Source organism: Stenotrophomonas sp. YJH_SMC_14-1 (assembly GCF_059372275.1).
Genome location: NZ_JCAFVK010000002.1, coordinates 210,753 through 229,244 on the forward strand (window position 1 = coordinate 210,753; position 18,492 = coordinate 229,244).

Consider the following 18,492-nt stretch of genomic DNA (forward strand, 5'->3'; position numbering starts at 1 on the left):
ATACCGGGCGCTACCCTGTGGGCATCAAGCCGCCTCGAAGCGCGAGCGCACCTCGGCGGTCACCGCCGGCATCGGCAGGAAGCGCGGCTGCGCACGCACCCGCTGCAGCCAGGCGCGAACTTCCGGGAACGGCTCCAGGCTGATGCCGCCCTCGCCCGCCACATCGGTATAGGCAAACAGGGCGATATCGGCAATGCCGTATCCGCTGCCGGTGAACCACTGCGCTTCGCGCAGGTGCTGCTCCATCACCGCCAACGCGGTGGCGGCACGCTCGTGCAGGCGTGGCAGTTCGGCACGGCGTGGCGAGTCGGGCGCCGTCCAGCCCCGGATGAAGCGCGCTACCGCCACGCACGGCTCGTGCGTGTACTGCTCGAAGAACATCCAGCTCAACGCCTGCGCACGCTCCCAGCCATCGCTGGGCAGGTAGGGCGTGCCTTCGGCCAGCCAGAACAGGATCGCGTTGGATTCGGTCAGCACGCGGCCGTCGTCGCGGACGATCAGCGGCACCTTGGCATTCGGGTTGAGCGCCAGGAATTCGGGCGTGTGGGTCTGGCCATGGGCACTGTCCACTTCCACCCAGCGGTAACGGCTGCCGAGCTGCTCAAGCAGCAGCCGGACCTTGTGGCAATTGCCCGAGACCGACATGCCATGCACCGTCAGCGGGACGCGCTCTTCCACCATTGCCTGCTCCATCGGATCCGGCCGGCGGCCGGCTGCGTGCAGTCTGGCAAGTGCGCCAGGGAATGCCAAGCGCGGATGCAGCATGGCACCCCGGTAGTGCCGGCCGCTGGCCGGCAATCGCACGAATCCTGCTGCAGCGAGGTTGCCGGCCAGCGGCCGGCACTACCGGGTCACGTTCAGCGCGCACGCTGCCGCCACTGTTCGCGCGACTGGCCCCAGATCTGCATCGGTTTGTCGTTGTACGGCGGCGGCAGTTCGCCCATCCGCAGCAACGTGCTGCCCAGCTTGCGCGCGACCGCCCGCGAGTTGTCATTGTTCTCGGCGATGGTATGGATCACCTCGTGCCAACCCAGCGTGTCGAAGGCCCAGTCGATCGCCGCGACCGCCGCTTCCGGCGCATAGCCCCGGCCCCAGCTGGCGCGGCGGATGCCCCAGCCGACCTCGGTACCCGGCCAGTCCTGCGGTTGCCAGGGGCCCATCCGCCCGATCCAGTCCCCGCTGGATTTTTCGATCACGCTGAACATCGAAAAGCCGAACAGCTGCCAGGCGCCAGCCAGGCTGCAGAAGCCGCGCCAGGCTACCGAAGGCGGCTGCACGCCACCGAGGGTGCGCATCGTTTCCTCGTCGGCGCAGAACGCCAGATAGGGTTCGTAGTCCTCGCGCAGCAGCGGACGCAGGATCAGGCGCTCGGTTTCCAGGCGCAGGTCGAAGATGCTCATGCCGACTCCATGTCGAAGGGGCCACCATGATGGTGGATTCCGCCTCCACACGGATGAATGCCCGCGCTCGCAACGAAACGGGCCGGCATGCGCCGGCCCGTCGGGTACAGCAAGTATTCTGGATTACTGGCGCGTGGCCGCAGTGGCGCCGGCAGCAGCGGTCTGCGTGACCAGCTGGCCATCGACCACCGGCAGGCGATCGCTGGCCGGCTTGTTGTCCATGCGCACGGTCTTCTCGGCGCCGTCGTAGCGGTAGGTCACGTTGTAGCCCTTCACCACGTCATTGGTGCCCATGGCGATGCGGTTGCCCGGCTTGCTGGCCATGCGCATGGTGCCGGTGGTGCCGTCCTCGTTGCGGTAGGTCACGTTGTAGCCGGTAACACGGCTCGACTCAGAGGTGGCGGTCTCGGTGTGGCACTGGCGCTCGGTACGGTTGACCACGCGGCCACCCACGTGGCGCTTGTCGATCTGGTTGCCGATGAAGCCACCGGCCACGGCACCGGCTGCGGTCGCGGCCTTCTTGCCGTTGCCACCGCCGACCTGGTTGCCGAGCAGGCCGCCGACCACCGCGCCGACCACGGTGCCGCCGACGTTGCCGTCACGCTCCGGCAGGCGCTCCTGCACGGTCACGTCCTGGCAGACCTCGTGCGGGGTCTGGGTGGTGGAGGTCTCGCGCACGGGATCGGTGCCGATCACGGTGGCGTAGGCCTTCTGCTTCTCGGTGATCGGGTCGACCTTCAGCACGTCGGCGTATTCCAGCCCGCGCGGTGCAGACGGGTCGAGCTTGTCACCACGCGCGCCATCGTCAACGGCATTGCCGTCAACCAGCCGCGATTCACCGTTGGGGGTTCCGGCGCTGATGGAATCAGGCGACTTGTCACCGCTCTTCATGAAGGCGGCGGTGGCGATGCCACCGACCAGCAGCGCGCCCGCTGCGACCAGGACAGTTGTAGTTGTGCTTTTCATGACCTGCTCCTTGCGGACCATCCGCAACGTTCTCGGCCCAGATTGCAGCATGCACTGCCTGAACGGAATCTCCACATTTCCTGCTCATTCCTGTAACCCATTCAGCATCGGGAAATGCTGGGCCCGTGGTAGCGTTTGCATATTCCCCACGAGGATCCACGCCATGGCCAACCCGATGCTGCTGCCGGTACTGCAATGGGCCCGCCGGCTGCGCTACCCCACCCTGTTCAAGCTGACCGCCGGCCTGTTCGTGCTGACCCTGTTCATTCCCGACCCGATTCCGTTCGTCGACGAGCTGGTACTGGGCTTCGGCACCCTGCTGCTGGCCAACTGGAAGAGCCGCAATACAGTCCCGGCCCCGCCGCCGCTGGAACAGCGTTGATCCCGCTGGTCGACAGCCACTGCCATCTGGATGCCAGTGAATTCGATGCTGACCGCATGGCGGTGATCGAGCGCGCGGGCGCCGCGGGCGTGCGCGAGCAGGTGGTACCGGCCGTCACGGCCGCCAGCTGGCCGAAGCTGCGCGAGGTCTGCCGGCAGGCACCGGGGCTGTACCCGGCCTACGGCCTGCATCCGTTGTTCCTGGCCGAGCACCGGCCCGACCATCTGCCGCTGCTGCGCGAATGGATCGTTCGCGAACGCCCGTGCGCGATCGGCGAATGCGGGCTGGACTTCTTCGTCGAGGGACTTGATGCAGAGGCGCAACAGGCGTACTTCATCGGCCAGCTGCAACTGGCCCGCGAGTTCGAGCTGCCGGTGATCGTGCATGCGCGACGAGCGGTGGATGCGGTCATTGCCGCGATCCGTCGCGTCGGCGGCCTGCGCGGCGTGGTGCACAGCTTTTCCGGCAGCCCGGAACAGGCCGCGCAACTGCATCGGCAAGGCTTCCTGCTCGGTCTCGGTGGTCCGCTGACCTACGAACGCGCGCAACGGCTGCAGCGCCTGGTGCGCGGGATGCCGCTGGAACAGCTGCTGCTGGAGACCGACGCGCCCGACCAGCCTGACGCCGGCATCCGCGGCCAGCGCAACGAACCAGCGCGACTGGCAGTCATCGCCCGCCACGTGGCCGCACTGCGCGGGATGGAGCTGGACGCGGTGGCCCAGGCCACGACGGAGAATGCGCGGCGCCTGTTCGCGCTGCCGGCAATGTAACGGGTAGGTGCCGGCCGCTGGCCGGCAACTCCGGAATGATTCGATCAGCGCAGATGCCGGCCAGCGGCCGGCACTACCGTCACGCGTCGGCGTGATCCTCGACCACTTCGGCCTTCACCTTCTTCGGCTCCAGCAGCATTTCAAGCGCCTTGCCGACCGCCGCGAAGGCGAAGGCACCGGTGATGTGGGTTGCCGCACCGAGGCCTGCGCCACAGTCCAGTTTCAATGCAGCATCCGCACCGAGGTTCGGGCGGATGCCGCAGACGCTGCCATCGGCCTGCGGATACTTCACGTTTTCCAGCGAGTACACCGCCGGTACGCCAAAATAGCGCTTGGCATTCTTCGGGAAATTGAACTCGCTGCGCAGCTTCTTGCGGATCAGCGCCAGCATGGCGTCGTGCTCGGTGCGCGAGACATCGCGGATGCGCACCAGGGTCGGATCGGTGCGACCACCGGCAGCCCCCACGGTCAGCAGCGGCAGCTTGCGGCGGCGGCACCAGGCGATCGTCTCGACCTTCACCCGGAAGCTGTCGCAGGCATCGATCACCAGGTCGAAGCCACGGTCCAGCAACTCGGCCATGTTCGACACGGTCAGGAATGCCTGCACGGCATCGACCTCGATGTCCGGATTGATCGCACGGCAACGCTCGGCCATCGCCTCGGCCTTGTTGCGTCCGTAGTTGCCTTCCATCGCCGGCAGCTGCCGGTTGGTGTTGGACACGCAGATGTCATCGGCGTCGATCAGGGTCAGGTGGCCGACCGCCGAACGCGCCAGCGCTTCCACCACCCACGAGCCGACCCCGCCCATGCCCACCACCGCCACGCGGCTGCCCTGCAGGCGCTCGAGCGCACCTACGCCATACAGCCGTTCGATGCCGGCGAAGCGTTGTTTGACCTGTTCGTTCATGCGGCTATTTTAACGTGCAGGCGCCAGTGCCTACAGCGCGCCGGCATCGAACCCACCGTTGCACGCCCGGAGAGCCCGCCATGAACGCCAGCCCGCCCCGCCGCCCGTCCACTGCCCAGCGGTACCTGTTCGTGCTGTGCCTGGGCCTGCTGATCGGCCTGGTCGCCACGGTCATGGTCGGCCGCGCCCTGCAGGCCCGCCGCGACCCGTTCCCGGACAGCCTGATGCAGGTGATGCAGCGGCAATCGCAGCTGCTGCAGCAGGCCCAGCAGCAGAACCGCTGCAGCCTGGCCGACAGCGTGCCGCGGCTGCAGGCCCTGCGCCTTCTGTCCAACGACCTCGACCTGGCCTTTCCCGGGCTGAAGGACAACGGCCGGTTCCAGCAGCACGCCAGCCAGCTGCGCGGCAACCTCAACGCCGCATTGGCGGCTCCGCCCAGTGACTGCACCGCCCTGGCCAAGGTCGTGGAAACCGTGCAGGCCGACTGCCGCGCCTGCCACCAGGACTTCCGCTGACGCGCATTCATCCTGTAGCCGGGCAAGGCACGCCTGGTTGGCACCTTGTTCACGTTCGAAAGGAGAGGATTCGTCCACCCTGCTGCATGACGCAGTACCACCCAACACACCCGCCTTCACGGCCAGGAGACGCTCCATGAAGATCCAGCTCATTGCCGCCAGCGCCATCGCTACCCTCGCCCTGGCTGGCTGTGCCACCTCGCCCGGCTACGGTGGCGGTGGTTACAACAACGGCTACAACAATGGTGGCTACGGCAACAACGGCGGTTACAACCAGAGCCGTTGCGCTGACTGTGGCATCGTCACCCGCATCAACACCGTGCCGTCGGGCCGCACCGCGCCCAGCGCGACCGGCGCCATCCTCGGCGGCATCGTCGGTGCCGTGGCCGGCCATGAGATCTCCGATCACACCGGTGGCAGCCGTGGCAACAAGAACATCGCTGCGGCCGCAGGCGCGGTCGGTGGCGCGCTGGCCGGCAACCAGATCCAGAAGAACGTGACCAGTGATACCTACGACATCAGCGTACGCATGGACGATGGCCGCACCATCGTGGTCAACCAGCGCGACCTCGGCGGCATCCGCGAAAACACCTACGTGCGCGTGGTCAACGGCAAGGTCATCCTGCGCTGACCTGCGCCGGGCCGGCGGCAAAGAAAAAGGCCCGCTTGCGCGGGCCTTTTTCATGTGACGGCTTGCAGCGCGATCAGGTCGGCTGCACGGCGTCGGCCTGCAGGCCCTTCTGGCCCTGCACGACGGTGAAGGTGACCTTCTGGCCTTCCTTCAGGCTCTTGAAGCCCTGGGTCTGGATGGCACGGAAGTGCACGAACACGTCTTCGCCGTTTTCACGGCTGATGAAGCCGAAGCCCTTTGCATCGTTGAACCACTTGACGGTACCGGTCTCGCGATCAGACATCTCACTAACTCCCTGGTGACTCTCTCTTGTTGTTGGAAACGCCTGGTGGGCGGCTGACAAGCAAGGGGGAAGCGAGGTGCATCGATGCAGCGGATCGGGAAGATCTTGCTTCATCAGGCCACGATCCACGGTGACCTTGCCAAGCTCAGCGACTGCAACTTAACCCGCCCAAAACGAAAAAGCAACTGGCAAAATCTTTCACTGTCAACCCCAAAACGGCGACCATACGGGACAGCATGGGACTCTCATTCATCTTATATCTGCTAGCGGTCATTTTTGTCCTTGCCGGCATCGCCGGAATCATCCTGCCGGCCCTGCCCGGCATCCCGCTGGTGTTCATTGGACTGCTGCTGGCGGCCTGGGCGGACGGCTTCACCCACGTCGGCTGGCCGACCCTGGTCGCGCTGGGCGTACTGACCGTCCTCTCGCTGCTGGTGGACGTGCTGGCCACGGTGGTGGGTGCGCAGCGGGTCGGTGCCAGCCGCAAGGCGCTGTGGGGTACGTTCGTCGGCAGCATCGTCGGCCTGTTCTTCATGCCGATCGGCCTCTTTGCAGGCCCCCTGATCGGCGCCCTGGCCGGCGAGTACTGGCACACCCGCGAACTGGGGCGCTCGACCAAGGTAGGCCTGGCCACCTGGCTCGGTATCCTGCTCGGCCTGGCGCTGAAACTGGCCGTGGTGATCGCGATGCTCGGCCTGTTCGCCTTCGCCTGGTTCCTGTAACCCGCACTGCCTTCACGCCGCGCGCACGCGGTGCCCGTGCATAAACCGTGGGGGGCTGGCCGTGAACCGGTGCAGCCGCCACACTGTGCGATTCCCGTATTCACCTAAGGGCCTGCTGCAATGACCCTGTCTCCGCTGCTTCCCCGTCTCGCGCCGCTGGCGCTGGCCCTGGCCAGTGCGCCGCTGGCCGCGCAGGAGTTCGCGCCCAGCGCCGAAGCCTCGCCGGCCGCGTGCGCGGCGATTACCACCGATGCTGCCCGCCTGGCCTGTTATGACCGCCAGTTCGGCCGTACCCCGCAGGCCACTGCCGAGGCCGACGCTGCGGCCGAGGCGGCCGCGCAGGCCCGTCGCGAAGAACGCCAGACTGCACGCGTGAGCCAGGGCGAAGAGAAGCTGCGCGAGCGGGTCAGCGATCTGTTCCGTCCAGCAGCCCCTGACAGCGCACTGGCCAATGCTGGCCGCGGTTCGCTGCTGGACAGCCGCTGGGAACTGGCCGAGGACTCCAAGCTGGGCCCGTTCCAGCTGCGCGCCTACAAGCCGGTGTACCTGCTGCCGGCGTTCTGGACCAGCGATCGCAACACCACGCCGCATTCGCCGAACCCGGCCAACACGGTCACCACGCCGCAGGTGCTGGACAGTGCCGAGCTGAAGTTCCAGATCAGTTTCAAGACCAAGATCGCCGAGAACCTGTTCGGCGACAACGGCGACATCTGGGCCGGCTACACCCAGAGCTCGCGCTGGCAGGCCTACAACGGCGAGGATTCACGCCCGTTCCGCGAAACCAATTACGAGCCGGAAGTGATGATGGTGTTCCGCAACGGCTACTCGATCGGTGGCTGGCGCGGGCGCATGACCGGCATCGCGCTGAACCACCAATCCAACGGCCGCGCCGACCCGCTTTCGCGCAGCTGGAACCGGGTGATGCTCAACATCGGCCTTGACCGCGAGAACTGGGCGCTGGTGCTGCGCCCCTGGTACCGCATTCCCGAGACCCGCAGCGACGACAACAATCCGGACATCGAGGATTACATGGGCCGCGGTGATGCGACCCTGACCTGGAACCGCAACGGCCACGAAGTCTCGCTGATGGCGCGCCATTCGCTGCGCACCGGCAGCCGCTCTCACGGTGCCCTGCAGCTGGATTACGGCTTCCCGATCAGCAACCTGCTGCGCGGGCATGTGCAGGTGTTCGACGGTTACGGCGAAAGCCTGATCGACTACAACCACAAGGCCACCTACGTGGGCGTGGGCGTGTCGCTGCTGGAGTGGTTCTGATGCCCGTGACGATCTGGCACAACCCGGCCTGCAGCAACTCGCGCGGCGCATTGAAGCTGATACGTGATGCCGGCTTCGAGCCGGTGGTGGTCGACTACCTGGGCAGCCCGCCGGACGTGCCCACGCTGCGCCAGGTGCTGGCCGAATCAGGATTGAGCGCACGTGATCTGGTGCGCAGCAAGGAGGCGCAGTTCGCCGAACTGCGCCTGGAAGGTGCGGACGAGGCCACGCTGCTGGCCGCGATGGCCGAACACCCGCGACTGATCAACCGCCCCGTGGTGCGCACGGACAAGGGCACACGCCTGTGCCGTCCACCGGAAACAGTGCTGGAGATCCTGTAACCCGCCTCGCCGCCGCGTAGCGGAGCGTGTTGGTAGAGTCGACTGTTGGTAGAGTCGACTGTTAGTCGACTCCCTCCTCACCCTTCATATGCATCCGCGGAAAAGCCCGCACTGCGTGCGATAGTCGACTGACAGTCGACTCTACCCCAGCGCCCTCTTCTACCCGGACGCCCTCCTCCCCGGCTGGCTTACAGCCAGTCGGTGATGCCTTCGCGGCGGTACACCTCGGCGAACGCCGGGCGCGCCTTCATCAACGTGGCGTGCGCCTTCAGTACCGGCCAGGTGTCGGTGGGCCTGGGCATGTTGCGCGACCAGCGCATCAGCATCACCAGCATGTAGTCGACCACGCAGGGCGTGGCGCCCAGCAGGTAGGGGCCATGTGCATGCAGGTGCGCGGCCACATGCTGCCAGGCCGCTTCCAGGCGCTGCCGTGCCATCCCGCGGCTGGCCTCGATGTTCGCCTCGCCCGCCATTTCGTGTGGATAGAACCAGGCTCGATAGGCCGGCTGCAGCGTATTGGCACACCAGAACATCCAGCGGTAGGCATCGGCGCGCTGCGGCGTGCCCAGCGCGGGCAGCAGGTTGGCGTCCGGATGGCGATCAGCCAGGTACAACGCAATGGCCGCCGCTTCGGTCAGTACCAAGCCATCGATCAGCAGTGTCGGCACCACACCGGCCGGATTCAGCGCCAGGTACCCCGCCGACTTGTGCTCGCGCGCGTCGAAATCCAGCAGCACCAGTTCATGCTCGATGCCCAGCTCGATCAGCAGCCAGTGCACCACCAGCGCGGCGGTACTGGTCGAACCATACAGCGTGGTGCTCATGCAGAAGATCCTGTACAGGTGGATCAGCCGATTATGCGCCCGCGCGCACGATCGTTGCTCAGCCGCAGCTGCTCATGCAGGAATCCCGGCGTTCGCCACAGGACATCATCGGCGCGCGCATCGTACAGTCATGCGTCTTCAGTTCGCAGGCATGGCGCAGGTCGGGGTTGTCCACGTCCTTGCAGCGCTTGTCCGGCGCCGGCACCATCCGCTGCTCGCAATTGCTCTGGCGGCTGCCGAGAGAGTCATTCTGCGCCATGCAGCTGCGATAGCCGGCCTGGCACTGCACGCGGCACTGCGCCGATGCAGGGAAATCCGCGCCTTCGTACGACGCTGGGGTGTTGCAGCCGGCCAGCGCCAGCAGCATGCCTACCACGATGAATCGATGCAGGGCCATGGACACGTCCTGTGCGAGGGTGTGCCGACCGTAGCAGAGCAAGGGCTACAGGCGCGTTAATCCTCCCCCCCGGATACAACAACGGCGCCACACGGGCGCCGTTGTCTGGACCGAAGCGTGCGGGGAGTTACTCCACCACCACCGGAATCTTGCCGATGCGGGCCTGCCATTCGCGCGGGCCGGTCTTGTGCACCGATTCACCGGTGGAGTCGACTGCCACGGTCACCGGCATGTCCTGCACGGTGAACTCGTAGATCGCCTCCATGCCCAGGTCAGCGAAACCAACCACCTTGGCGGCCTTGATCGCCTTGGACACCAGGTAGGCCGAGCCACCGACGGCCATCAGGTAGGCCGACTTGTGCTTCTTGATCGCCTCGATCGCGGCCGGGCCGCGCTCGGCTTTGCCGACCATGCCCAGCAGGCCGGTCTGTGCCAGCACCTGCTCGGTGAATTTGTCCATGCGGGTGGCGGTGGTCGGGCCGGCCGGGCCCACCACTTCGTCGCGCACCGGATCGACCGGGCCAACGTAGTAGATGAAGCGGCCCTTCAGATCAACCGGCAGTTCCTCGCCCTTGTTGAGCATGTCGACCATGCGCTTGTGCGCGGCATCGCGGCCGGTCAGCAGCTTGCCGTTGAGCAGCAGGGTCTGGCCCGGCTTCCAGCTGGCCACGTCTTCCGGCGTGATCGTGTCCAGGTCCACGCGGGTGCCCTTGGATGCGTCGTAGGTCAGCTTCGGCCAGTCTTCCAGCGACGGCGGGTCCAGCATCACCGGGCCGCTGCCATCGAGGGTGAAGTGCGCATGGCGGGTGGCCGCGCAGTTCGGGATCATCGCCACCGGCAGGTTGGCCGCGTGGGTCGGGTAGTCGTTGATCTTGATGTCGAGCACGGTGGTCAGGCCACCCAGGCCCTGCGCACCGATGCCCAGCGCGTTGACCTTCTCGTACAGCTCCAGGCGCAGCTCTTCGATGCGGTTGGACGCACCACGGGCCTGCAGCTCGGTGATGTCGATCGGCTCCATCAGCGCTTCCTTGGCCAGCAGCATCGCCTTCTCGGCGGTGCCACCGATGCCGATGCCGAGCATGCCCGGCGGGCACCAGCCGGCGCCCATGGTCGGCACGGTCTTCAGCACCCAGTCGACGATCGAGTCGGACGGGTTGAGCATGGCGAACTTGGTCTTCGCTTCCGAACCACCGCCCTTGGCGGCGACGATCACGTCGACCTTGTTGCCCGGCACCACCTTGACGTTGACCACGCCCGGGGTGTTGTCCTTGGTGTTGATGCGCTTGCCGGCCGGATCAGCCAGCACCGAAGCGCGCAGCTTGTTGTCCGGGTGCATGTAGGCACGGCGCACGCCTTCATTGGCCATGTCTTCCACGCCCATGGTGGCGTCGTCCCAGCGCACGTCCATGCCGATTTCCAGGAACACGGTGACGATGCCGGTGTCCTGGCAGATCGGACGGTGGCCTTCGGCGCACATCCGCGAATTGATCAGGATCTGGGCCATCGCTTCCTTCGCGGCCGGCGACTCCTCGCGCTCGTAAGCGGCGGCGAGGTTCTTGATGTAGTCGACCGGGTGGTAGTACGAGATGTACTGCAGCGCGTCGGCGATGGACTGGATGAGGTCTTCCTGCTTGATCGATGTCACGTCTTGCTCGCTTGCTCGAGGCTGGCGGGGGTAATCCGCCCATTTTACCCCCTCCCCCGGCCCCGGGGTGGTAGTGCCGGCCGCTGGCCGGCAAGATTCCCCCGACGCTCTGTCACGCCACGCGCCACTGCGGCGTCCTTGCCCACATGAACGCCGAAACCGCTTTCCAGACCCACCGCCCGCGCCTGATGGCCCTGGCCTACCGCCTGCTTGGCAGCCGCGCCGACGCCGAAGACGTGCTCCAGGATGCCTGGCTGCGCTGGTCCGGCGCCGACCCGGCGGCCGTCCGCGACCCCGAAGCCTGGCTGGTCACCACCACCACCCGGCTCGGCCTGGACCGGCTGCGCGCGGCCAAGCGCGAGCGCGTGCACTACGTCGGCCCATGGCTGGCCGAGCCGCTGGCGGTCACCCTGGAGCCCGACCCGGCGCCCGGCCCGGCGCAGCTGCATGCGCTGGCCGACGACGTCTCGGTCGCCTTCCTGACCCTGCTCGAACAGCTCGGCCCCGAGGAACGCGCCGCGTTCCTGCTGAAGGAGGCCTTTGACCACGACTACCGCGAAATCGCCGAGCTGATCGGCCACAGCGAAGCCAACTGCCGGCAACTGGTACACCGTGCCCGGCAGCGCCTGCACGCCGGACGGCCGCGCTTCAACGCCGATGCCAGCCAGCACCGGCAGCTGCTGGCGCGCTTCATGGACGCCTCGCAGCGCGGCGACAGCGAGGCGATCCAGGCCCTGCTGCACGCCAACGCGCTGCTGGTCTCCGACGGTGGCGGCGTGGTTACCGCCGCGATCCGCCCGCTGCGGGGCGCCGAGCGCATCGGCCGCCTGTTCTGGGCCATCGCCCGCCGCAGCGCGGCGCATCCGGCGCAGCTGGGCTATGTCAACGGCGAACCGGCGATCCTGCGCTTCCACGGCGAGCGCCTGCACTCGGTCACCACCATCGAAGTGGTCGACGGCCGCATCGCCAATGTCTACAGCGTGTTGAATCCGGAAAAGTTGCCGAAGGTTGTCACGCGCGGCGACGCTGCGGCGTCCTGGTAGTGAAAGGCGGCCATCGTGGCCGCCGTGGAGCCCCCGATGTCCAATCACACTTCTCCCCGCGTCCCCTACACCCGCCTGGCCGCCGAGGCCTTCAAGGGCCTGCTGGCCACCAGCCAGGCGGTGCATGACAGCTCGATCGATCCGACCCTGATGGAACTGGTGTTCCTGCGCGTGTCACAGCTCAACGGCTGCGGCTACTGCATGGACATGCACGGCACGGCGCTGCGCAAGGGTGGCATCGAGCCGCGCAAGCTGGACACGCTGCCGGCATGGCACGAGAGCCGCTTCTTCGACGAACGCGAGCGCGCGGCGCTGGGTTGGGCCGAGGCACTGACCCGGCTGACCGACGGCGCGCCGTCGCAGGCGGCGTTCGATGCATTGGCGCCGCACTTCGATGAGAAGGGCATCAGTGACCTGAGCATGGGAATTGCGGTGATCAACGCCTGGAACCGGCTGGGTGCGGGCCTGCTGCCGCCGCTGCCGGCCTGACCCACCCCGCCTTCGACAATTCACTGGAGCTGCCGGTAGGTGTCGACCTTGGTCGACACGGTAGATCCACGCTACGCGTGGATGCGGGAGAGTCAGATCCCTTCGCTTCGCGAAGGGATCTGACCCGCTGTGGGTCGCTGGGGTGAGAGCCCTTTGCCGCGCAAAGGGATCTGACCCCGGCGCCAGCCACACGCCTGCACTGACCCCCTCTGCACGTATCAGGCGCGCACAATACGCGCATGCCTGCCACCCCCACCGCTGGCGCTGACGCCGCAAAGAAACCCAGCCTGCGCCAGCGCTTCAGGGCGATGCGCAACCTGCCGCCGTTCCTGCGCATGGTCTGGAAGACCAGTCCCGCGCTCACCTTGGCCAGCCTGGGGCTGCGCCTGATCCGCGCGCTGCTGCCGGTGGCGATGCTGTACGTCGGCAAGCTGATCATCGACAGCGCCCTGCACCTGAGCCAGCACGACGCGGGCTTCCCGCCGCTGGGCGAAGCGCTGTCCAGCGGCGTGCTGAACCCGCTGCTGGGCCTGCTGGCGCTGGAATTCGGCTTGGCCATCGCCTCGGACCTGCTCGGCCGGCTGGTCAGCTACGCCGATGCCCTGCTCTCCGAGCTGTTCGCCAACGTCACCAGCATCCGGCTGATGGAACACGCGGCGACGCTGGATCTGGAGGACTTCGAGGACCCGGACCTGCAGGACAAGCTGGACCGTGCGCGGCGCCAGACCATGGGCCGGATGAACCTGATGAGCCAGCTGTTCGGCCAGGTCCAGGACGCGATCACCGTGGCCAGCCTCGCTGTCGGCCTGCTGGTCTACGCGCCGTGGCTGATCCTGCTGCTGGCGCTGGCACTGGTGCCGGCCTTCATCGGCGAATCGCACTTCAACGCGGCCGGCTACAGCCTCAACTTCCAGTGGACGCCCGAGCGCCGCCAGCTCGACTACCTGCGCCAGCTCGGTGCCAGCGTGGAAACGGCCAAGGAAGTGAAGATCTACAACCTGCACCGCTTCCTGGTGGAACGCTACCGGCGGCTGTCGGTGGCGCTGTTCCAGGCCAACCGTGCACTGGCCCGGCGCCGCGCGTTCTGGGGCACGCTGCTGGCCGCGCTGGGCACGCTGGGGTATTACACCGCCTACGCCTACATTGCCTGGCGTACGGTACGCGGCGACTTTTCGATCGGCGACCTGACCTTCCTCGCCGGCAGCTTCCTGCGCCTGCGCCAGCTGCTGGAAGGCCTGCTGATCGGCTTCTCGCAGGTGGCCAGCCAGGCACTGTACCTGGACGACCTGTTCTCGTTCTTCCAGATCGAGCCGGAAATCCACTCGCGCGAAGGTGCGGTGCGCGTGCCGCAGCCGATCCAGCAGGGTTTCGTGTTCGAGAACGTCGGTTTCCGCTATCCCGATGCCGAACAGTGGGCGGTGCGCCACCTCGATTTCCAGCTGCAGGCCGGCGAAGTGCTGGCCCTGGTCGGCGAGAACGGCGCGGGCAAGACCACGCTGGTGAAACTGCTGGCACGGCTGTACGAGCCCGACGAAGGCCGCATCCTGCTCGACGGCCGCGACCTGCGCGACTACGACCTGGACGACCTGCGCGCCAACCTCGGGGTGATCTTCCAGGACTTCGTGCGCTACAACCTCAGCGCCGGCGAGAACATCGGCGTCGGCCAGGTCGAGGCGATGGACGACCAGGCACGCATCGCCGATGCCGCGCGACGAGGCATGGCCGAGGAAGTGATCGACGACCTGCCCGGCGGCTACGACCAGCTGATCGGGCGCCGCTTCAAGCAGGGCGTGGACCTGTCCGGTGGCCAGTGGCAGAAGATCGCCATTGCCCGCGCGTGGATGCGCAATGCGCAGGTGATGATCCTGGATGAGCCAACGGCAGCGCTGGACGCGCGCAGTGAGTTCGAAGTGTTCCAGCGGTTCAGGGAGCTGGCGGATAATCGTACGGCAGTGCTGATTTCCCACCGTTTCTCTTCGGTACGCATGGCCGATCGCATCCTGGTGCTGGCCGATGGCCGCATCGAGGCCAGCGGCACCCATGCGCAGCTGATGGCCCAAGGAGGACGGTACGCCGAGCTGTTCGAGCTGCAGGCGGCGGGTTACCGCTGAGAACGCCTCTCGTTCCGCCCAATGAGAACCCATCTCATTTGAGATAGAATCACCCCCGACGACTTCCGATAGATACGCCCATGTCCTCCGCTTTCGGCGCCGAAACGGTGCTTGAGGTCCGTCACTGGACCGATGCCTACTTCAGTTTCACCACTACCCGCGACAGCGGCTTCCGCTTCGAGAATGGCCAGTTCGTGATGATCGGCCTGGAAACCGAGGCACGGCCGCTGCTGCGCGCCTATTCCATCGCCAGCGCCAACTGGGAAGAGCACCTGGAGTTCTTCAGCATCAAGGTGCAGGACGGCCCGCTGACCTCGCGCCTGCAGCACATCAAGCCGGGCGACAAGGTGCTGGTCGGCAAGAAGCCCACCGGCACCCTGCTGATCAGCGACCTGCACCCGGGCAGGAACCTGTACCTGCTGGGCACGGGCACCGGCATGGCGCCGTGGCTGTCGGTCATCAAGGACCCGGAGACCTACGAGCGCTTCGAGAAGGTGATCCTCTGCCACGGCGTGCGCTACGAGAAGGATCTGGCCTACCGCGATTACTTCGAGAAGGAACTGCGTGAGCACGAGTTCCTGGGCGAGATGATCGGCGACAAGCTGCTGTACTACCCCGCGGTCACCCGCGAGCCGTTCGCCAACCAGGGCCGCCTGACCCAGCTGATGGAAAGCGGCCAGATGCAGCGCACCCTCGGCCTGCCGGAGCTGAGCCCGGAAAACGACCGCGCGATGATCTGCGGCAGCCCGCAGATGCTGGCTGATCTGCGCAGCGTGCTCGATGCCCGCGGCTTCCAGGTCTCGCCGCGCATCGGCCAGCCGGGCCACTACGTGTTCGAGCGCGCGTTCGTCGAGAAATGATCTGCAACGGCAGCCGGCCGCCGGCCGGCTCTCCGTGCGCTCCGGGATTGCCGGCCAGCGGCCGGCACTACCCCCTTCACAGCAGCGCTTCGATCGCGCTGCGCAGCTGTTCCGGCCTGGTGGTTGGCGCAAAGCGCGCAGCCACCCGCCCCTGGCGATCGACCAGGAACTTGCTGAAATTCCACTTGATGCGGGCGCTACCCAGCAGGCCGCGCTTCTCGCGTGACAGCCATGCCCACAACGGATCAGCCCCCTCGCCGTTGACCTCGATCTTCTCCGAAAGCGGGAAGCTGACCGGATAATCCAGCGAACAGAACTGGCGGATCTGCGCGGCGTCCCCCGGCTCCTGCGCGCCGAACTGGTTGCATGGGAAGCCGATCACCACCAGGCCACGCTCGCGATACTCCTGCCACAGCTGTTCCAGCCCGGTGTACTGCGGGGTGAAGCCACAGCGGCTGGCGACATTGACCAGCAACAGCGGGTGACCCCGGTACCCGGCGAGGGCCTGTGGCTGGCCGTCGAGGTCGCGGAAGCTGAAATCGTAGGCAGTGGTCATGGCGCTGAACCGTGGGCGGTGAATGCATGGTACCCGCGCCCGGCCGCGGCAACATGCCTTTTGACACAAGTGCGGGCGCCGCCGGCCGGGTTACCCTCGGGCCCTTGTTTGCCTTACCGGAGTTCCTGCCTTGACCACCCGCCTTGCCCTTGCCGTGGCCATGTCCCTCGGCCTTGCCCTGCCCGCCTTCTCGGCCGGCGCCGCCACCCCGGCCGCCAGCAGCACCGCCCAGCAGGCCAATCCCTTCTTCGCCGAAAGCCCGCTGCCGCTGCACTTCCCGCAGTTCGACAAGATCAAGGACAGCGACTTCGCCCCGGCCTTCGACGCCGGCATGGCGCAGCAGCTGAAGGAAGTGGAGGCCATCGCCAACAACAAGGCCAAGCCGACCTTCGACAACACCATCATCGCCCTGGAAAAGAGCGGTGATGTCCTCGACCGCGCGACCACCGTGTTCTTCAGCCTGGTCGGTGCCGACACCAACGACACCCGCAAGAAGCTGCAGGCCGACTACTCGGCGAAGTTCGCCGCGCACAGCGATGCGATCGCGCTGAACGGCAAGCTGTTCGCCCGCATCCAGGCGCTGTATGACACCCGCAGCCAGCTGGGCCTGGACGCCGAAGGCGTGCGCCTGGTCGAGAAGTACTACGACAACTACGTGCGCGCAGGCGCCAGGCTGTCCGACGCCGACAAGGCCAAGCTGAAGGAGATGAACGCCGAGCTGGCCAACCTGGGGACCAAGTTCAGCCAGAACGTGCAGTCGGAGGTGAACGCTTCGGCGATCACCGTCGACGACGTCAAGGAACTGGACGGCCTGTCCAAGGAGCAGATCGCCGCCGCCGCCGAAGCCGCCAAGGCCCGCGGCCAGGACGGCAAGTACGTGATCACCCTGCTCAACACCACCGGCCAGCCGCCGCTGACCAACCTGGCCAACCGCGCCCTGCGCCAGAAGATCTACGAAGCATCGGTGAGCCGCGGCAGCCGCGGCGGTGAGTTCGACAACACCGCTCTGGTCTCGCGCATCATGCAGCTGCGCGCCGACAAGGCCAAGCTGATGGGCTTCCCGAACTTCGCCGCCTACAACCTGACCAACCAGACCGCCAAGACCCCCGAAGCGGTCAACGCGATGCTGGGCAAGCTGGCCCCGGCCGCGGTGGCCAACGCCAAGCGTGAAGCCGCCGACCTGCAGGCGATGATCGACCAGGAACAGAAGGCCGCTGGCAAGCCGACGTTCAAGCTGGAACCGTGGGACTGGGCCTTCTACAGCGAGAAAGTGCGCCAGGCCAAGTACAACTTCGACGAGTCGCAGCTGAAGCCGTACTTCGAAATGAAGAACGTGCTGGAGAACGGCGTGTTCTACGCCGCGGGCCAGGAATTCGGCCTGACCTTCAAGCAGCGCACCGACCTGCCGGTCTACCACGATGACGTCACCGTCTACGACGTGTTCGACGCCGACGGCAGCCAGCTGGCGATCTTCATCTTCGACCCGTATGCACGCGCCTCCAAGCGCGGTGGCGCGTGGATGAACTCCTACGTCTCGCAGTCCAAGCTGACCGGCTTCAAGCCGGTGGTCGCCAATCACCTGAACATTCCGAAGCCGCCGGCCGGCCAGCCGACCCTGCTGACCTGGGACGAGGTGAACACCACGTTCCACGAGTTCGGCCACGCCCTGCACGGCATGTTCTCCAACGTGAAGTACCCGTACTTCTCGGGCACCTCGGTGCCGCGTGACTTCGTCGAGTTCCCCTCGCAGGTCAACGAGATGTGGGCCGACAACCCGGTCATCCTGAAGAACTACGCCAAGCACTACCAGAATGGTTCGGCGATGCCGCAGGCACTGCTGGACAAGGTGCTGGCGGCAGCCAAGTTCAACCAGGGCTTCGCTACCACCGAGTACCTGGGTGCGGCCATGCTGGACCAGCGCTGGCACCAGATCGGCGCCGACCAGGTGCCGGCCGCCAAGGACGTGATGGCCTTCGAGCGCGCCGCGCTGGAGAAGGACGGCATCTACTACGCGCCGGTGCCGCCGCGCTACAAGACCCCGTACTTCAGCCACATCATGGGCGGCTATTCGGCCGGTTACTACGCCTATATCTGGTCGGAAGTGCTCGACGCCAACACCCAGAAGTGGTTCAAGGACAACGGCGGCCTGAGCCGCAAGAACGGCGACCACTTCCGCGCCACCCTGCTGTCCAAGGGCGGCAGCGTCGACGCGATGCAGCTGTTCCGCGATTTCGCCGGCCACGAGCCGCAGATCGAACCGCTGCTGGAAAAGCGTGGCCTGACCGGCGCCGGCAACTGATCGCCCGCGCAGTAGCCTGAAACGAAAAACCGCCCGGGAAACCGGGCGGTTTTTTGTTGTGGTTGGGGTCAGAGCC

The 18,492-nt window shown here is 66.5% G+C and carries 21 protein-coding genes; 12 read left to right on the forward strand and 9 right to left on the reverse strand.

The features are described 5' to 3' along the window. Positions 1-24 precede the first annotated feature (24 nt). From AC5P9P_RS05935 to AC5P9P_RS05945, 3 genes are all read right to left on the reverse strand, one after another. Positions 25-681, reverse strand: a complete 657-nt coding sequence (locus AC5P9P_RS05935; RefSeq protein WP_005410282.1) for a glutathione S-transferase family protein — start codon at positions 679-681, stop codon at positions 25-27. A gap of 176 nt (positions 682-857) precedes the next feature. Next, complete coding sequence (locus tag AC5P9P_RS05940; RefSeq protein ID WP_005410283.1) at positions 858-1,400, reverse strand: GNAT family N-acetyltransferase; 543 nt, start codon at positions 1,398-1,400, stop codon at positions 858-860. Between the two features lie 123 nt (positions 1,401-1,523). Further along, positions 1,524-2,366 (reverse strand): glycine zipper 2TM domain-containing protein, encoded by an 843-nt coding sequence (locus AC5P9P_RS05945; protein WP_005410284.1) that lies wholly within the window; start codon positions 2,364-2,366, stop codon positions 1,524-1,526. Between the two features lie 163 nt (positions 2,367-2,529). Here AC5P9P_RS05945 and AC5P9P_RS05950 point away from each other — a divergent pair, with 163 nt between their 5' ends. Then, the gene (locus tag AC5P9P_RS05950; protein WP_005410285.1) at positions 2,530-2,748 is read left to right on the forward strand and encodes a DUF6116 family protein; all 219 of its coding nucleotides are present in this window, start codon (positions 2,530-2,532) and stop codon (positions 2,746-2,748) included. Next, positions 2,745-3,518: a TatD family hydrolase gene (locus tag AC5P9P_RS05955; RefSeq protein WP_080240788.1), complete on the forward strand. Its 774-nt coding sequence runs from the start codon at positions 2,745-2,747 to the stop codon at positions 3,516-3,518. The genes AC5P9P_RS05950 and AC5P9P_RS05955 overlap by 4 nt, the downstream gene beginning before the upstream one ends. A 79-nt stretch (positions 3,519-3,597) precedes the next feature. Here the strand turns inward: AC5P9P_RS05955 and AC5P9P_RS05960 are convergent, their stop codons facing one another. Then, complete coding sequence (locus AC5P9P_RS05960; protein WP_033835434.1) at positions 3,598-4,425, reverse strand: tRNA threonylcarbamoyladenosine dehydratase; 828 nt, start codon at positions 4,423-4,425, stop codon at positions 3,598-3,600. A gap of 80 nt (positions 4,426-4,505) precedes the next feature. Between AC5P9P_RS05960 and AC5P9P_RS05965 the strand changes: the two genes are divergently transcribed. Both AC5P9P_RS05965 and AC5P9P_RS05970 read left to right on the forward strand, forming a co-directional pair. Next, positions 4,506-4,940, forward strand: a complete 435-nt coding sequence (locus AC5P9P_RS05965; protein ID WP_005413950.1) for a cytochrome c — start codon at positions 4,506-4,508, stop codon at positions 4,938-4,940. Between the two features lie 136 nt (positions 4,941-5,076). After that, positions 5,077-5,571 (forward strand): glycine zipper 2TM domain-containing protein, encoded by a 495-nt coding sequence (locus AC5P9P_RS05970; protein ID WP_049402264.1) that lies wholly within the window; start codon positions 5,077-5,079, stop codon positions 5,569-5,571. 73 nt (positions 5,572-5,644) lie between these two features. Here AC5P9P_RS05970 and AC5P9P_RS05975 read toward each other — a convergent pair whose 3' ends face one another. Further along, positions 5,645-5,854 (reverse strand): cold-shock protein, encoded by a 210-nt coding sequence (locus AC5P9P_RS05975; protein ID WP_005410290.1) that lies wholly within the window; start codon positions 5,852-5,854, stop codon positions 5,645-5,647. A gap of 236 nt (positions 5,855-6,090) precedes the next feature. Here AC5P9P_RS05975 and AC5P9P_RS05980 point away from each other — a divergent pair, with 236 nt between their 5' ends. The 3 genes from AC5P9P_RS05980 (at position 6,091) to arsC (ending at position 8,192) form a co-directional block, all read left to right on the forward strand. Further along, positions 6,091-6,576: a DUF456 domain-containing protein gene (locus AC5P9P_RS05980; protein WP_049402265.1), complete on the forward strand. Its 486-nt coding sequence runs from the start codon at positions 6,091-6,093 to the stop codon at positions 6,574-6,576. A gap of 120 nt (positions 6,577-6,696) precedes the next feature. Further along, a complete protein-coding gene (locus AC5P9P_RS05985; protein ID WP_005413953.1) occupies positions 6,697-7,851 on the forward strand; it encodes a phospholipase A in 1,155 nt (384 codons plus the stop codon). Continuing rightward, complete coding sequence (gene arsC, locus AC5P9P_RS05990) at positions 7,851-8,192, forward strand: arsenate reductase (glutaredoxin) (RefSeq protein WP_049402266.1); 342 nt, start codon at positions 7,851-7,853, stop codon at positions 8,190-8,192. The genes AC5P9P_RS05985 and arsC overlap by 1 nt, the downstream gene beginning before the upstream one ends. Positions 8,193-8,380: 188 nt before the next feature. Here arsC and AC5P9P_RS05995 read toward each other — a convergent pair whose 3' ends face one another. The 3 genes from AC5P9P_RS05995 to AC5P9P_RS06005 form a co-directional block, all read right to left on the reverse strand. Then, a complete protein-coding gene (locus tag AC5P9P_RS05995; protein WP_049402267.1) occupies positions 8,381-9,016 on the reverse strand; it encodes a glutathione S-transferase family protein in 636 nt (211 codons plus the stop codon). Positions 9,017-9,074: 58 nt separating this feature from the next. Next, on the reverse strand, positions 9,075-9,413 hold the full coding sequence (locus AC5P9P_RS06000; protein WP_005410295.1) for a hypothetical protein: 339 nt from the start codon (positions 9,411-9,413) through the stop codon (positions 9,075-9,077). Positions 9,414-9,540: 127 nt separating this feature from the next. Then, a complete protein-coding gene (locus AC5P9P_RS06005; RefSeq protein WP_033832916.1) occupies positions 9,541-11,058 on the reverse strand; it encodes a fumarate hydratase in 1,518 nt (505 codons plus the stop codon). Positions 11,059-11,204: 146 nt separating this feature from the next. On the opposite strand from AC5P9P_RS06005, the gene AC5P9P_RS06010 reads away from it, so the two are divergent. The 4 genes from AC5P9P_RS06010 to AC5P9P_RS06025 all read left to right on the forward strand — a co-directional run bounded on the left by AC5P9P_RS06010 (position 11,205) and on the right by AC5P9P_RS06025 (position 15,561). Continuing rightward, entirely contained in the window at positions 11,205-12,101 is an 897-nt protein-coding gene (locus tag AC5P9P_RS06010; RefSeq protein WP_033832917.1) for an RNA polymerase sigma-70 factor, read from the forward strand. Between the two features lie 36 nt (positions 12,102-12,137). Next, positions 12,138-12,590: a carboxymuconolactone decarboxylase family protein gene (locus AC5P9P_RS06015; protein WP_005413960.1), complete on the forward strand. Its 453-nt coding sequence runs from the start codon at positions 12,138-12,140 to the stop codon at positions 12,588-12,590. Positions 12,591-12,829: 239 nt separating this feature from the next. Further along, entirely contained in the window at positions 12,830-14,701 is a 1,872-nt protein-coding gene (locus AC5P9P_RS06020) for an ABC transporter ATP-binding protein (RefSeq protein ID WP_005410299.1), read from the forward strand. A gap of 80 nt (positions 14,702-14,781) precedes the next feature. Next, positions 14,782-15,561, forward strand: coding sequence for a ferredoxin--NADP reductase (locus tag AC5P9P_RS06025; RefSeq protein ID WP_005410300.1), 780 nt, complete (start codon positions 14,782-14,784; stop codon positions 15,559-15,561). Positions 15,562-15,637: 76 nt separating this feature from the next. On the opposite strand, the gene AC5P9P_RS06030 is transcribed toward AC5P9P_RS06025, so the two are convergent. Next, positions 15,638-16,117 carry a glutathione peroxidase gene (locus tag AC5P9P_RS06030; RefSeq protein WP_005413962.1) on the reverse strand — a complete coding sequence of 160 codons (480 nt, stop codon included), beginning with the start codon at positions 16,115-16,117 and terminating at the stop codon, positions 15,638-15,640. 130 nt (positions 16,118-16,247) lie between these two features. Between AC5P9P_RS06030 and AC5P9P_RS06035 the strand changes: the two genes are divergently transcribed. Further along, entirely contained in the window at positions 16,248-18,416 is a 2,169-nt protein-coding gene (locus tag AC5P9P_RS06035; RefSeq protein WP_111173136.1) for a M3 family metallopeptidase, read from the forward strand. The last annotated feature ends 76 nt before the right edge of the window (positions 18,417-18,492 follow it).